11 protein-coding genes are annotated in these 15,595 nt (G+C 67.0%); 9 read left to right on the top strand and 2 right to left on the bottom strand.

Annotation, left to right across the window (positions count from 1 at the left end; all coding sequences use genetic code 11):
- From DBR10_RS19705 to DBR10_RS04910, 9 genes are all read left to right on the top strand, one after another.
- The coding region (locus DBR10_RS19705) for a TonB-dependent receptor (protein ID WP_233243276.1) at positions 1-877 on the top strand (877 nt) is incomplete at its 5' end.
- 80 nt (positions 878-957) lie between these two features.
- A complete protein-coding gene (locus tag DBR10_RS04945) occupies positions 958-2,247 on the top strand; it encodes a spinster family MFS transporter (RefSeq protein ID WP_108505274.1) in 1,290 nt (429 codons plus the stop codon).
- Between the two features lie 105 nt (positions 2,248-2,352).
- A complete protein-coding gene (locus DBR10_RS04940; RefSeq protein WP_108505275.1) occupies positions 2,353-5,712 on the top strand; it encodes a glycosyltransferase in 3,360 nt (1,119 codons plus the stop codon).
- A gap of 301 nt (positions 5,713-6,013) precedes the next feature.
- Positions 6,014-7,213 (top strand): ADP-forming succinate--CoA ligase subunit beta, encoded by a 1,200-nt coding sequence (gene sucC, locus DBR10_RS04935; protein ID WP_108556184.1) that lies wholly within the window; start codon positions 6,014-6,016, stop codon positions 7,211-7,213.
- Positions 7,214-8,098 carry a succinate--CoA ligase subunit alpha gene (gene sucD, locus DBR10_RS04930; RefSeq protein WP_108505276.1) on the top strand — a complete coding sequence of 295 codons (885 nt, stop codon included), beginning with the start codon at positions 7,214-7,216 and terminating at the stop codon, positions 8,096-8,098.
- 172 nt (positions 8,099-8,270) lie between these two features.
- Positions 8,271-11,234 (top strand): 2-oxoglutarate dehydrogenase E1 component, encoded by a 2,964-nt coding sequence (locus DBR10_RS04925; protein WP_108556183.1) that lies wholly within the window; start codon positions 8,271-8,273, stop codon positions 11,232-11,234.
- A 78-nt stretch (positions 11,235-11,312) separates the two neighbouring features.
- A complete protein-coding gene (gene odhB, locus DBR10_RS04920) occupies positions 11,313-12,530 on the top strand; it encodes a 2-oxoglutarate dehydrogenase complex dihydrolipoyllysine-residue succinyltransferase (protein WP_108505278.1) in 1,218 nt (405 codons plus the stop codon).
- A 93-nt stretch (positions 12,531-12,623) separates the two neighbouring features.
- Entirely contained in the window at positions 12,624-13,079 is a 456-nt protein-coding gene (locus tag DBR10_RS04915) for a hypothetical protein (RefSeq protein WP_108505279.1), read from the top strand.
- A 56-nt stretch (positions 13,080-13,135) separates the two neighbouring features.
- Positions 13,136-13,435, top strand: coding sequence for a hypothetical protein (locus DBR10_RS04910; protein WP_108505280.1), 300 nt, complete (start codon positions 13,136-13,138; stop codon positions 13,433-13,435).
- Between the two features lie 44 nt (positions 13,436-13,479).
- Here the strand turns inward: DBR10_RS04910 and DBR10_RS04905 are convergent, their stop codons facing one another.
- Positions 13,480-14,433, bottom strand: coding sequence for a sensor histidine kinase (locus tag DBR10_RS04905; RefSeq protein ID WP_108556182.1), 954 nt, complete (start codon positions 14,431-14,433; stop codon positions 13,480-13,482).
- Positions 14,434-14,615: 182 nt separating this feature from the next.
- Complete coding sequence (locus tag DBR10_RS04900) at positions 14,616-15,449, bottom strand: alpha/beta hydrolase (protein WP_108556181.1); 834 nt, start codon at positions 15,447-15,449, stop codon at positions 14,616-14,618.
- Positions 15,450-15,595: the final 146 nt, after the last annotated feature.

Raw genomic sequence — 15,595 nt, 5'->3', positions numbered from 1 at the left:
CTACAGCGCCGAAAAGACCTTCTCGCAGTTCACCCCGCGCCTGTCGGCCTCGTATGAGCTGACCGACGACCTGAGCACCTATGTCTCCTACTCCAAGGGCTTCAAGTCCGGCGGCTGGGACATGCGCGGCGACGCCGCGATCACGCCGCAGACCGTCAACGGCTACAAGCCCGAAGTGGTCGACGCCTATGAGGTGGGCCTGAAGGGCTACATGCTCGACCGCCGCATCTCGTTCGCTTCGGCCGCCTTCCTGTCGAAGTACAAGGACCAGCAGGTCTCTACCCAGGTGGTGGTGCCCAGCGGCATTGCCAGCTCGATCGACAATGCCGGGTCCTCGACCCTGTACGGCGTCGAGTTCGAGGCCAAGGCCCGCCTGACCTCCAGCCTGTCGGCCAATGTCGCCCTCGGCTATATCCACGCCGAGTACGATACCTTCAGCCGCTTCGTGCCGGCCGGTGCGCCCAACCCGCTGAATCCGTCGCAGACCCTGACCACCGGCCAGGTGGTCAATGTGGCCGATCTCTACGGTTTCCAGAACACCCCCGAATGGACCGGCAATGTCAGCCTGACCTGGGTGGGCGACGTGGCCGGCGGCACCCTGGCGGTCACCCCGATGGTCAGCTATCGCGACAGCTACCAGCAGTTTGAACAGCCGCTGCCGCTGCTCGACCAGAAGGCCTTCACCCTGGTCGACCTGACGGCGATCTGGACGGCCCCGGGCGGCCACTACAAGCTGGCCCTGACCGGCAAGAACCTGACCGACGAGCGCTATCGTACTGGCGGCTACAACTTCGGTGTGGCCACCTACAACAACTCGGTCATCGGCTTCTACGGCCCGCCGCGCACGGTCTCGGCCAGCCTCGAACTCGCATTCTGATCTAGGTAAAACTGGCGTCGGCGTTCTGCAAAACGTCGACGCCATTTCTTTGTCTGCAGCCTGAACATCCGGGGACGACCATGAGCCAGAGCCCGATCAAGCCCACCCGCGCGGGCTACCGCTATGTCGTCCTGGCGATGCTGATCCTCGCCTATACCTTCAACTTCCTCGACCGGCAGATCCTCGGCATCCTGGCCGGGTCGATCAAGGCCGACCTGCACCTGACCGACACCCAGATCGGCCTGATGGGCGGGGTCGCCTTTGCCGCGCTCTACACCACCCTGGGCGTGCCGCTGGCCTGGCTGGCCGACCGGGTCAGCCGCACCTGGATCATGACCGTCGCCCTGACGGTCTGGAGCGGCTTCACCGTGGCCTGCGGCTTTGCCGGCGGGTTCTGGAGCCTGTTCCTGTCGCGCATGGGGGTGGGCGTCGGCGAGGCCGGTGGCGTGGCTCCGGCCTATTCGCTGATCGCCGACTATTTCCCCAAGGACCAGCGGGCCCGGGCCCTGGCGGTCTATTCGTTCGGCATCCCGCTGGGGACGGCCCTGGGCGTGCTGTTCGGTGGGCTGATCGCGGCCTATGTCGACTGGCGCTTTGCCTTCATCATCGTCGGCCTGGCCGGGGTGCTGCTGGCTCCGGTGTTCAAATGGGTGGTCAAGGACCCCGAGCGGGGCGGCATGGACCGGGAACCGGGCGAGGTTGCCCCCCTGGTCGCCCCCAAGGCCCCGGCCTTCGGAACCGTGCTGTCCACCATCCTGCCCAAGCCCAGCTTCTGGCTGCTGTCCTTCGGGGCGGCCTGCTCGTCGATCTGCGGCTATGGCGTGGCCTTCTGGCTGCCGACCTTCTTCCAGCGCAGCTTCGGCCTGACCCTGCCCGAGCGGGCGATGTTCTACAGCGCCCTGTCGCTGATCGGCGGCGTGGCCGGGATCTGGCTGGGCGGCGTGCTGGCCGACCGGTTCGGCGCGAAGAACAAGGCCGCCTATGCCCTGGCCCCGGCCATCTGTTTCCTGATCGCCCTGCCGTGTTTCCTGTTGGCCATGAACCTCAACTCGATGGTGCTGGCCTTCCTGCTGTTCCTGATCCCGACGGGGCTGAACCTGGCCTGGCTGGGTCCGGTGGTCGCGGCCGTCCAGCACCTGGCCCCGGCCTCGATGCGGACCACGACCTCGGCCCTGTTCCTGCTGATCAACAACCTGCTGGGTCTGGCCGTGGGCCTGTGGTTCTTCGGCTATGTCTCCGACCTGCTGGCCCCGCGCTACGGGGCCGAGTCGATGCGCCACGCGATCTATATCGGGCTCGGCTTCTATGTCGTGAGCGCCGGCCTGCTGATCCTGGCCTCGCGCCGGCTGCAGCGTGACTGGGTCGACTGAGACCCGGTCCGTCATGAGGGGCGCCTGATCATTTCAGCGGCGCAAAAGGGTCACGCTTAGGCCCAGATCGGGGATCAAGTCCGGGGCGCAACCCGAGCGCGCCCCATGACCAGCCCCGATCGCCACATCTTCCATGATCCTTCGGGGCGGCGGGACCGACAGGCGAGGCTGGGCCTGGGGGTCGTGCTGTCGGTGATCGCGGCGGTGGTGGCGGGCTTCCTGGCCACCCTGGCCTTTGCGCCGCACCTGCCGGACGCACCGCTGCGCGACCCGCACGTCCTGACCTCTCTGCACCAGGAAACCCCGCGCCGGCACGGCCGGCAGATCCGGACCTGGCGGCGCGTACCCCGACCCGGGCCGGCGCAGGGCGGCAAGGCCGAGCGGCCGCTGACCGTGGGCTTCTATGTCGCCTGGGACGAAGACTCCCGCGAAAGCCTGCGTCGCAACATCGAGCGGCTGGACGTGGTCTCGCCGCAGTGGATCGCCCTGCAGGGCAGCGCCGGCGAGATCGCGGTGACCGACGATCCGCAGGGCGTGGCCCGCATTGCTGCGGCCGCCAACCATCCGGCCGTCCTGCCCCTGGTCCACAACGCGGCCAACGGCGCGTTCAACGGCCCGGCGGCGGATGCCCTGCTGGCCAGCCCGGCCGCGCGGGCGACCCTGGTCCACCACCTCGTCGAACAGGCCGAGCAGCACGGCTATGGCGGCTACATCCTCGACCTGGAGGCGATGTCACCCAAGGGTCTGGCGGCCTATCCGGGCTTCGTCGCCGAGGCCCGCACCGCCCTGAAGGCCCGGGGCCGCGAGGTCTGGGTCACGGCCCCCTTCGACGACGAGGGCTGGCCGCTGAAGCGGCTGCAACAGGCGTCCGACACCCTGGTCCTGATGGCCTATGACCAGCACTACGCCCAGGGTGATCCCGGGCCCAATGCCGGTCAGGACTGGTACGAGGCCGAGCTTGGCCGCCGGTTCGCCAGTCTGGATCCGGCCCGCACGATCCTCGCTTTGGGGGCCTACGGCTATGACTGGACGCTGAAGGCCGACGGCCGTCCGGCCTCCGGAGCCTCGGCAACCTTCCATGAAGCCCTGCGCAACGCCCAGGACGCCGGGTCGCCGATCCGCCTGGACGACACGGCGCTCAACCCGACCTACGGCTATGTCGACGATAACGGCGACCGGCATGAGGTCTGGTTCCTCGACGCCGTCACCCTGTTCAACCAGCTCAAGGTCTCCGACCCCTGGAAGCCGCGCGGCTACGGCCTCTGGCGGATGGGCATGGAGGATCCGGGGGTGTGGTCACTGCTCGGCCAGCCCTGGGGGCGTGCCGATGCCGGAGGTCTGAAGTCGCTCGCGATCGGGCAGGGGGTCGATTTCAACGGCGGCGGCGAGGTGCTGCATGTCTCGGCCCTGCCGACGCCCGGCAAGCGCAGCCTGGCCTTCGACAACGATACCGGCCTGATCGACGACGAAACCTATGACGTTCTGCCGAGCGGCTACGTGATCGACCGCTACGGCCAGAAGCCGGGCCTGGTGGCCCTGACCTTCGATGACGGCCCCGACGGCCGCTGGACGCCGAAGATCCTCGACATCCTGAAGGCCAAGCATGCGCCGGCGACCTTCTTCGCCATCGGCCAGAACATGCAGAAGCGGCCGGACCTGATCGCCCGCGAGGTCGCGGAAGGCCACGACGTCGGCGGCCATACCTGGACGCATCCCAATATCGGCGAGACGCCGCTGGCCCAGGTGCAGGTGGAACTGAACGCCACCCAGCGGCTGTTCGAGGTCATCACCGGCCGGTCGATGCGGCTGTTCCGGCCGCCGTTCTTCGGCGATGCCGAGCCCTCGACCCCGAACGAGGTCGCCCCGCTCGTGATCGCCCAGACCCTGGGCTACATGACCGTGGGCCTGCGCATCGACCCCGACGACTGGCAGAAGCCCAGCCCGCAACAGATCATCGACCGCACTCTGGAGCGGCTGGATCACCCGAACGGCAATCCGGGCCAGGTGGTGCTGCTGCATGATGCCGGCGGTGACCGCAGCCGGACGGTGGCGGCCCTTCCGGGTCTGATCGACACCCTGCGGGCCCGGGGCTACCGGCTGGTGACGGTCGGCGAACTGGCGGGGCTCAGCCCGGCCCAGGTCATGCCCCCGACCACGCGCGGCGGACTGGACCTGGCCCTCGACCGGCTGGGCTTCGACTTCTTCCGCTGGATGCAGGCCGGCATGACGGTGCTGTTCCTGGCGGCGATCTTCCTGGGCGCGGCGCGGCTGGTCTTCCTGGCCGGCCTGGCCCTGGTGCATCGCTGGACGGCGGTGACTCCGCCGGATCTCGATCCGCAGGACGGGCCGCTGGTTTCGGTGCTGATCCCCTGTTTCAACGAGGAGCGGGTCATCGCCGCCTCGGTGGCGCGGATCCTGGAGTCCGACTGGACCGCGCTCGAGGTGCTGGTCCTCGATGACGGTTCGTCCGACGGCACATCCGCGGCCGTGAAGGCCGCCTTCGCCGACGATCCCCGCGTCACCCTGCTGACCTTCGAAAACGGCGGCAAGGCGCGGGCGGTCAATCGTGGTCTGGCCGTGGCCCGTGGCACCTTCGTCGTCGCCCTCGACGCCGATACCCTGTTTCCGCCCGAGACCATCGGCCGGCTGGTGCGCTGGTTCCAGGATCCCAAGGTGGGTGCCGTGGCCGGCAATGCCATCGTCGGCAACCGGCTCAACATGGTCACCCGCTGGCAGGCGCTGGAATATGTCACGGCCCAGAACCTCGAGCGGCGGGCCCTGGCGGCCCTCGGCGCGGTGACGGTGGTGCCCGGCGCGGTCGGTGCCTGGCGCAAGTCGGTGCTGGACGCGCTCGGCGGCTATCCCGTCGACACCCTGGCCGAGGACCAGGACCTGACCATCGCCTGCCAGCGGGCCGGCTGGACCGTGGCCTTCGATCCCGAGGCCCGGGCCTATACCGAAGCCCCCGATACGGTCGGCGGCCTGCTGAAGCAGCGCTTCCGCTGGTCGTTCGGCACGCTGCAGTGCGTCTGGAAGCATCGCGCGGCGCTGTTTGATCGCAAGTCGCCGGTCCTGGGTTTCGTCGCCCTGCCGCAGATCTGGCTGTTCCAGATCCTGTTGGCGGTGGTGGCCCCCCTCGTTGACCTCGCCGTCGTCTGGAGCCTGGTGTCGGGTCTCTACGGGGCCGTGGCCCATCCGGTTGAATGGCGTCCGGACGACATGATCCAGGGTCTGCTCTACTGGGCCGCCTTCATCCTGGTCGATCTTTCGGCCGGTGCCCTGGGCATGGCGCTGGAGCGCCGGGCCCCGTGGGCGGACCTCCCGCTGCTGCCGGTGCAGCGCTTCGGCTACCGGCAGCTGATGTACTATGTGGTGGTCAAGTCGGTCGTGATGGCGGTTCGTGGCGGCCGCGTGGGCTGGGGCAAGCTGGAGCGGCGGGCCACGGCCTCGGTCTCGACCGGCTGAGGGAGTGAACTACTCTCAGGCGAGTGAGTCGGAATCGAATCAATTTCCGGACGAGGTAAACGTTGTCATATGACACCGGTGGACAAAGCTATGCGCACCGCCATCGCCGTTACCGGTAACAATTCCGTAACGTCAAGGGTTTCCGGAGCTTCAGCTGCCCAAACCCGCGCCGCGCAAGGCCCCGCAGGCAAGTTTAGGGCGCCCGGCTTCACCTTATCGCCTGCGTGCGGTTGCGCCTGCGAAATCACACTCCTATAAACCGGCCACATTTCAGAAAAGCCGTCGCCGAGACCGGGCCCTCATGAACATCCACGAACATCAAGCCAAAGCCGTACTCGCAGAGTTCGGCGCCCCCGTGCCGCGCGGCTTCGCCGCCTTCACGCCTGACGAAGCCGTCGCCGCCGCTGAAAAGCTGGGCGGACCGGTGTTCGTCGTGAAAAGCCAGATCCACGCCGGCGGGCGCGGCAAGGGCAAGTTCGAGGGCCTCGGCCCCGACGCCAAGGGCGGCGTTCGCGTCGTCAAGTCCGTCGCCGACGTCAAGGCTTCGGCCGAAGAGATGCTCGGCCGCGTGCTGGTGACGCACCAGACCGGCCCCAAGGGCAAGCAGGTCAACCGCCTCTACATCGAAGAGGGCGCGGCGATCGCCAAGGAATTCTACCTGTCGCTGCTGGTTGACCGCGCTTCGAGCAAGGTCTCGGTCGTGGCTTCGACCGAAGGCGGCATGGACATCGAGGACGTCGCCCACTCGACGCCCGAGAAGATCCACACCTTCACCATCGACCCGGCGACGGGCGTGTGGCCGACCCACCAGCGCGCCCTGGCCAAGGCCCTCGGCCTGACCGGCGGCCTGGCCAAGGAAGCCGCCACGCTGCTGACCCAGCTCTTCACCGCGTTCATGGCCAAGGACATGGCCATGCTGGAGATCAACCCGCTGATCGTGACGGCGGATGATCACCTGCGCGTGCTCGACGCCAAGCTGTCGTTCGACGGCAACAGCCTGTTCCGTCACCCGGACATCAAGGCCCTGCGCGACGAGAGCGAAGAAGACCCCAAGGAAATCGAAGCCTCCAAGTATGACCTGGCCTATATCGCCCTCGACGGCGAAATCGGCTGCATGGTCAACGGCGCGGGCCTGGCCATGGCCACCATGGACATCATCAAGCTGTACGGCGCCGAGCCGGCCAACTTCCTCGATGTCGGCGGTGGCGCTTCGAAGGAGAAGGTCACCGCGGCCTTCAAGATCATCACCGCCGATCCGGCCGTGAAGGGCATCCTGGTCAACATCTTCGGCGGCATCATGCGCTGCGACATCATCGCGGAAGGCGTCATCGCCGCCGTGAAGGAAGTCGGCCTGCAGGTTCCGCTGGTGGTGCGCCTGGAAGGCACCAACGTCGAACTCGGCAAGAAAATCATCTCGGAAAGCGGCCTGAACGTCATCGCCGCCAACGACCTGTCTGACGGCGCCGAGAAGATCGTCGCGGCCGTGAAGGGTGCTCGCTAAATGTCGATCCTCATCGGTTCTGAAACCAAGGTCATCTGCCAGGGCATCACCGGTGCCCAGGGCACCTTCCACTCCGAACAGGCCATCGCCTACGGCACCAAGATGGTCGGCGGCGTCACCCCCGGCAAGGGCGGCCAGACGCACATCGGCCTGCCCGTGTTCGACACGGTCGGCGAAGCCAAGGAAGCCACCGGCGCCGACGCCTCGGTGATCTATGTGCCGCCGCCCTTCGCGGCCGACTCGATCCTCGAAGCCATTGATGCCGAGATCGGCCTGATCATCTGCATCACCGAAGGCATTCCGGTGCTGGACATGGTCAAGGTGAAGAAGGCCCTGCAGGGCTCCAAGTCGCGCCTGATCGGTCCGAACTGCCCCGGCGTCCTGACGCCCAACCAGTGCAAGATCGGCATCATGCCGGGCGGCATCTTCTCGGCCGGTTCGGTCGGCGTCGTGTCGCGTTCGGGCACCCTGACCTACGAAGCCGTGTTCCAGACCACCAATGCGGGCCTGGGCCAGACCACGGCCGTCGGCATCGGCGGCGACCCGGTCAAGGGCACCGAGTTCATCGACATCCTTGAACTCTTCCTCGCGGACGAAGCCACCAAGTCGATCGTCATGATCGGCGAGATCGGCGGCGCGGCCGAAGAAGAAGCCGCCCAGTTCCTGAAGGACGAAGCCCGTCGCGGCCGCAAGAAGCCCATGGTCGGCTTCATCGCCGGCCGCACGGCGCCTCCGGGCCGTCACATGGGCCACGCCGGCGCGATCGTGTCGGGCGGCAAGGGCGGTGCAGAGGACAAGATCGCGGCGATGGAAGAGGCCGGCATCCGCGTCTCGCCCTCGCCGGCCAGGCTGGGCGAGACCCTGCTTGAGGTCCTCAAGGGCTAAAGACGACACCGAAACCCCGTCCAGCGGGGCCCAGGTTTTTTGCGACCGCCAGTCGACGATCCGAAAAAATCACCTGGGCCCCGTATTCGACGGGCGCCCGGGTGATTGAGAGACTATATTTACGGGCCTGGAGTTACCGGTCCTGTAGACCACGGATCCAAGGCGAAGAACGATGGCGGACGACGCAGGCATCATCAACCAGGTCTTGACCGAGACCTCCTTCCTCTACGGCGCCAATGCGGCGTTCGTGGAGGACCTGTATGCCCGCTGGGCTGCAGACCCGGCATCGGTCGAGCCCTCGTGGAACGCCTTCTTCGCGACGCTTCAGGAACAGGCTGACCAGGTCAAGCGCGCCGCCCAGGATCCGGCCTGGACGCCCCGCGTGGTGCCGACGGCCCGTCCCGACTGGCTTTCGGCCATCGACGGCCAGTGGCCTTCGGTCGCCCCGGCCGTCGAAGCCAAGATGACCAAGGCCATCGAGGGCAAGGCTCCCGGCTCGTCAGCCGAAGCCGTCCGGGCCGCGACCCTCGACAGCCTGCGCGCCATCATGATGATCCGGGCCTACCGGATGCGCGGTCACCTGGCCGCCAATCTCGACCCGCTGGGCCTTGAGCCGCCGAAGGCCGCCCCCGAGCTGGATCCGGCCACCTACGGCTTCTCGGAAGCCGACTATGACCGTCCGATCTTCCTCGACTTCGTGCTGGGCATGGAGACCTCGACGATCCGCGAGATCCTGTCGATCCTGCGCCGCACCTATGGCGGCAATGTCGGCGTGCAGTACATGCACATCTCCGACCCGGCCGAGAAGGCCTGGCTGCAGGAGCGCATCGAGGGCCGCGACAAGGAGATCGTGTTCTCGAAAGAGGGCAAGGTCGCCATCTTCAAGAAGCTGATCGAGACCGAAGGCTTCGAGCGCTTCCTGCACAAGCGTTTCCCCGGCACCAAGCGCTTCGGCATCGACGGTGGCGAGGCCATGGTCCCGGCGCTGGAGCAGATCATCAAGCGCGGCGGGTCGCTGGGCGTGAAGGACATCGTGCTGGGCATGCCCCACCGCGGCCGCCTGAACGTTCTGGCCGCCGTGATGGGCAAGCCCTACCACGTGATTTTCCACGAGTTCCAGGGCGGCACCAGCCTGCCCTCGGACGTCGAGGGTTCGGGCGACGTCAAGTATCATATGGGCGCATCGTCGGACCGTGAGTTCGACGACAACAAGGTCCACCTGTCTCTGACCGCCAACCCGTCGCACCTCGAAATCGTCAATCCGGTGGTGATCGGCAAGGCCCGCGCCAAGCAGGCCTTCACCCTGCGCGAACAGCCGGACGCCGGCCGTGGCCACGTGCTGCCCCTGCTGCTGCACGGCGACGCCGCCTTTGCCGGCCAGGGCGTGGTGGCCGAGTGCTTCACCCTGTCGGGCCTGAAGGGCTACCGCACGGGCGGCACCATCCACTTCATCGTCAACAACCAGATCGGCTTCACCACCAGCCCGCGCTATTCGCGCAGCTCGCCCTATCCGTCGGATGTGGCGCTGATGGTCGAGGCCCCGATCTTCCACGTCAACGGCGACGATCCCGAAGCCGTCGTCTATGCGGCCAAGGTCGCCACCGAATATCGCCAGATGTTCGGCAAGGACGTCGTGGTCGACATGTTCTGCTATCGCCGGTTCGGTCACAACGAGGGCGACGACCCGACGATGACCTCGCCTCTGATGTACGCCAAGATCAAGGGGCACCCCTCGACCCGCGAACTGTACGGCAATCGCCTGATCGCCGAAGGCGTCATCAGCCAGGCCGATGTCGATAGCTGGATCACCGAGTTCGAGACCTTCCTCGACAAGGAATTCGACGCCGGCAAGACCTACAAGGCCAACAAGGCCGACTGGCTGGACGGCAAGTGGGCCGGCCTGGCCGCGCCGGCGGACGAAGAGCGCCGTGGCTCGACCGCCTTCCCGGGCACCCGTCTGCTGGAGCTGGGCCGCCAGATCACGACGATCCCCGAGCGCATCGACGCCCACAAGACCGTCAAGCGCGTCATCGAGAACCGCCGCGAAGCCATCGAAAAGGGCGAGGGCCTCGACTGGGGCACCGCCGAGCACCTGGCCTTCGCCACCCTGCTCGACGAGGGCTTCCCGGTCCGCCTGTCGGGCCAGGACTCGGTGCGCGGCACCTTCACCCAGCGCCATTCCGACGTCATCGACCAGACGACCGAAGAGCACTACACGCCGCTGAACAACATCCGCCCCGGCCAGGCCCACTATGAAGTGATCGACTCGGCCCTGTCGGAAGAGGCGGTGCTGGGCTTCGAATACGGCTTCTCGCTGGCCGATCCGAACACCTTGACCCTGTGGGAAGGCCAGTTCGGCGACTTCGTGAACGGCGCCCAGGTGGTGATCGACCAGTTCATCAGCTCGGGCGAGCGCAAGTGGCTGCGGATGAGCGGGCTCGTGATGCTGCTGCCGCACGGCTATGAGGGCCAGGGCCCCGAGCACAGCTCGGCCCGCCTCGAACGCTTCCTGCAGTCGTGCGCCGAGGACAACATGCAGGTGCTGAACTGCACCACCCCGGCCAACTATTTCCACGCCCTGCGCCGCCAGATGCACCGCGAGTTCCGCAAGCCGCTGGTGATCATGACCCCCAAGAGCCTGCTGCGTCACAAGCGGGCCGTGTCGAACATGGCCGATCTGGCCGAGGGGTCGTCGTTCCACCGCGTGATGGTCGACGGGGCCGAGGCCGGCTGCGACGTCGGCGGTGTCACCCTGAAGCCGGACGCCGAGATCAAGCGCGTCGTCATCTGCTCGGGCAAGGTCTATTTCGACCTCGTCGACGCCCGGGCCAAGAGCGGCCGCGACGACATCTATCTGCTGCGTCTGGAGCAGTTCTATCCCTGGCCGCTGAAGTCGCTGATGGGCATCCTGGCGCGCTTCAAGAACGCCGAACTGGTCTGGGTTCAGGAAGAACCCAAGAACATGGGCGGCTGGACCTTCGTGGATCCGTGGATCGAGCTCACCCTCGCCAAGCTGGACATCAAGGCCAAGCGGGCGCGCTATATCGGACGACCGGCCAGTGCCTCGACCGCGGCGGGTCTGATGAGCCGCCACATGAAGGAACTGCAGGCCTTCCTCGACGAGACCTTCGCCTAAAGACCATTGACCGGCTCCGCCTGCAGGGCGGAGCCGCCTCCACACCGACCGGCAAAAACGAGAGACATCGGAACCCCCATGGCCGACATCATGACCCCCGCCCTCGGCGAATCCGTCACCGAAGCGACGGTGGCTCGCTGGACCAAGAAGGTCGGCGAGGCGGTGAAGAAGGACGAGATCCTCATCGAGCTCGAAACCGACAAGGTCAGCCTGGAAGTGGCCTCGCCGGCCGACGGCGTGCTGAGCGCCATCGGGGCCGAAGAAGGCGCGACCGTGGTTCCGGGCACGATCCTGGGCGTGGTCAGCGAAGGCGCTTCGGCGGCGGCAGCTCCGGCGGCGGCTCCGGCCCCCAAGGCTGCGGCTCCTGCACCGGCACCGGCCGCCGCTCCGGCCCCCGTCGCCGCCGCGCCCGCCGCGGCCGCTCCGGTCAGCCCGGCCCCGGCCCGCATCGCCGCTGAAAACAATCTGGACCTGTCCAAGGTCGCCGGCACCGGCAAGGACGGCCGGGTGACCAAGGGCGACGCCCTGGCCGCCCTGGAAGCCCGCGCCGCCGCCCCGGCCCCGGTCGCGACGCTGTCGGCCCCGCGTCCGCTGCACGAGCGCGAAGAGCGCGTGAAGATGACGCGCCTGCGCCAGACGATCGCCCGCCGCCTGAAGGAAGCCCAGAACACCGCCGCCATGCTGACGACCTTCAACGAGGTCGACATGAGCGCCGTGATGGCCCTGCGCAACCAGTACAAGGACATCTTCGAGAAGAAGCACGGCGTGAAGCTGGGCTTCATGTCCTTCTTCACCAAGGCCGTCGTGGCGGCCCTGAAGTCGGTTCCGGACGTCAATGCCGAGATCGACGGCACCGACATCGTCTACAAGAACCACTATGACATCGGCGTCGCCGTCGGCACCGACAAGGGCCTGGTGGTGCCGGTCGTCCGTGACGCCGACGCCCTGAACCTGGCCGAGATCGAAAAGGCCATCGGCGCCCTTGGCAAGAAGGCCCGCGACGGTCAGCTGGCCATCGAGGACATGCAGGGCGGCACCTTCACGATCACCAACGGCGGCATCTACGGCTCGCTGATGTCGACCCCGATCCTCAACGCGCCGCAGTCGGGCATCCTCGGCATGCACGCGATCAAGGAGCGGGCCATGGTCGTGAACGGCAAGATCGAGATCCGCCCGATGATGTACCTGGCCCTCAGCTACGACCACCGCGTGGTCGACGGCCAGGGCGCGGTGACCTTCCTGGTGAAGGTCAAGGAAGCCCTGGAAGATCCGCAGCGCATGCTGCTGGAACTCTAGGGTCCACGCACGATCGAACGTCGAAGGGGTCGCGCACGCGGCCCCTTTTGCGTTGGGGCGGCTTCCCGTGCAGGTTGTTGCGGGGGGTGCCGAATGAGCCTGACGCAAATCGCCTGTTTCGCCGACCTGATCGAGGCCCAGATCGCTGCCTCGTGCCTGCGTGCCGAGGGCTATGCGGTGCTCGTGCAGAACGAGCACTGGGGCTCGGCCAATGTCATGATGAGCACGGCCATGGGCGGGTTTCCGCTGTGGGTACCGGCCGGCGAGGCCGAGGCGGCTAGGGCGATGATCGCAGAGCTTCGCGGTGGCCAGCCTCCGGCGCTGGACAGTGAAGACCGGATCGACCGCGACCCGCCCCCGGCGGCGGTGGGCGTGGCTCGGACGGGTCTGGCCCTGTTCCTGGCCCTGACCTTCGGATCGGCCGCAGGATGGCTGGTGGCGAGAGGCCCCGGCCGCCGCAGCGCCCTGCTGGCAGTTGGAGGGTGGACCGCCGCCATGCTTTGCGGGGTCTGGGGGCTACTGGTGCTGCTGGCCTGGCTGGGTTTCTGATGGGCACCGGGGCGGCTGCAGGCGTTCCCGGGACACCCCCGCGAGGGCCAGGATTGATGCTGTCGCTTCTGCAGAGGCTGGACGCGTCAACGCGCGCCGCGGTGATCATCGCTCTGGTGAGCCTTGCGGTGGACATAACCAAGGCCAGCTATCTGGTCCGGCTGTCCGCCCGGCAAGGGTTTGTGATCGGAAGCCTGGTCGCCTTGTTCTGGCTGTTGATCTGGGGCGTCTCTCTGGCGAGGCGCAGGCCCCTGCGACCAACGACGGCCCTTGTGACCGCCGCCGTCTGCTTCTGGCCGGTCATCAGGGATCTGCTGTTCAACGCGTGCTTCATCACCGGTCGCTGCATCTTCTGAGGGGGCATCACCGCCCCCGACCCGTTGCGGACATCGCTCCGAGGTCACATCAACCGGGCGCCGTTGATCCTTGTTTCGCAGACCACACCAACGGGGCGATAGTCGAGGCTGACGGCGTCCAAACCCGACTGCTTCGTCAGGAGGCGGGAACCTAGACCTCTGCGCGTTGGCTTTACGACTGGGGGACCGCCTGTCTCTTCCCACCGCAGCACCACGCTGCCAGCCGCGACCGCCCAGGTGAGCGACACACGGCCCGATGACACCGAAAGTGCACCATATTTGAGAGCATTGGTGCCGAGCTCATGGAGGGCAAGAACGAGGGGCACACAGGACGCCGGGGGAATGGCACACGTTGGGCCGGCGAGCGCGATGGCTTCAAGCTGCTGAAATGGGCTGAGCGCAGCCTGTGGCAACTCGGGCAGGCGGCACTCTTCCCAGTTCCCCGATGAAAGCACGTTGTGAGCCTCAGCAAGCGCCATCAGCCGTCCCATGAAAGCCTCATAAAACTCATCGGGATCAGTCACTGATTTGGCCGTCTGGCGAGCAAGGCCCTGGACCACCGCCAAGTTGTTCTTCACACGGTGCTGAAGTTCGATGTTGAGGGCGGCTTCCCGCTTGGCCTTGACCTCAACCTCCTTGACCGAGGCTCTAAGCGAAGAAGCGGTGGCCAGAATGATGGACGCGCTTGTGAGGAAAGCCAGAGTTCCGACAGTATCAGCCGTGTGTAATGACCACTGAAAGCGGGGCTCGACGAACAAGAAATTCGCCGCTACCGCAGATGCCAGGATGACCGCCAGGCCCCAACGCCAGCCCAAAACCAGCGAAGCAACGAGGACCGCCGGAAAGAACGCAAGAAACGGGGACCCCTCAAGCCACGGGTCAAGAGCGAACCTGAACGTAATAGCCGTCATGACGGCGACAACTGACCACATCAGCGCACCAGCGAAGCTGCGGCGGTCATTCAGGACGAGGCGCTGGACGAAACCCCAACGGGTCATTGGTCAGCTCCCTGAGCAACCCTATCGGCCGCTCCTAGAGCAAGATTCCTATCCTCTTCCGAGGGCGCTCGTCCATAGGTCCGGGAAGGACGCCTAACCACCCATAGCCGACCTTTGATCAGGCCGGTTCCAGCTGTCGATCGACGCGCTCTATCCTTCGCTGGGCGGCCCACAGCCAGGTCCTACTGGTCCTTGCGCGGCCCCGGCCAGACCACGCGGAACGCCTTCAGGGCCGCCGGGTGGTAGATGGTGCTGTGGTGCTCCTGGGGCATCGGGTCATAGGTCCAGGCCAGGCCCGCAGGCGGTGCGGCCTTCAGCGCCGCCACGACCTTGTCGACACCCGCCTGCATCGTGCTCCCCTCGTCGCCGATGGTCAGGTAGAGCTTGCGGTCCTCGGCCGGCCAGCGGGCCAGGTCTGCGGCCGCGCCCCGGGCCAGGGCCTGGTCGCTCCACCACAGGCTGGGACTGGCGGCGATATAGGCGTCGAACAGGGCCGGCTGCTTGAGGAAGGTCTCGACCACGAACAGGCCGGCCAGGCTCTCGCCGATGATCGCATCCTCGCCGCTGGTCCGGTAGCGGGCCGCGACCCAGGGCTTCAACTCCTCGGCCAGGAAGCGGCGATAGGCGGCCGAACCGCCGTGGGTCGGAAAGTCGGCCTTTTCCTTGGGGTCGGTCGTGGGCGGGGTCAGGTCGTGGCGGCGGTCGATCCCTTCGATGCCGACCACGATCATCTCGCGCCAGGTCCAGGACAGCTCGCCCAGCTGGGCGAGGCCGGCGATGTGCGGGAAGTCCTCCTGCTCGCCGCCGTCCATCAGATAGAGCACCGGATAGCGCCGCTCCGGATGCGCCTCATAGCCGGCCGGCAGATGCACATTGATGTGCCGCACCTGGCCCAGCACCGTCGAGCTCAGGGTAAGGGACTCGCCGATGACGATCGGCCGTACCGCTGCGGGCTCTTCGGCCAGGGCCGGGGCGGCGATCAGCAGGCCGAGGGCGAGGGCAAGCGGTCTGAACACAGGGGGTCTCCGAAAGGGGCCGGGCCAGGGTAGGGCACCGCTGCCGTCGACGGAAGGCGGCCTTCCGCCCCCGGACGGGCGAGAAGGCCCGCAAAAGCAGGGTTTGCGGCCGCTTTGGGTTGATCCCCCCGACGGCTGCGCTAGGA

Origin of the sequence: Caulobacter sp. HMWF025 (genome assembly GCF_003060965.1) — a bacterium.
In the GTDB taxonomy this organism is placed as follows: Bacteria; Pseudomonadota; Alphaproteobacteria; order Caulobacterales; family Caulobacteraceae; genus Caulobacter.
This window is presented reverse-complemented; position numbering and strand designations above follow the sequence as displayed.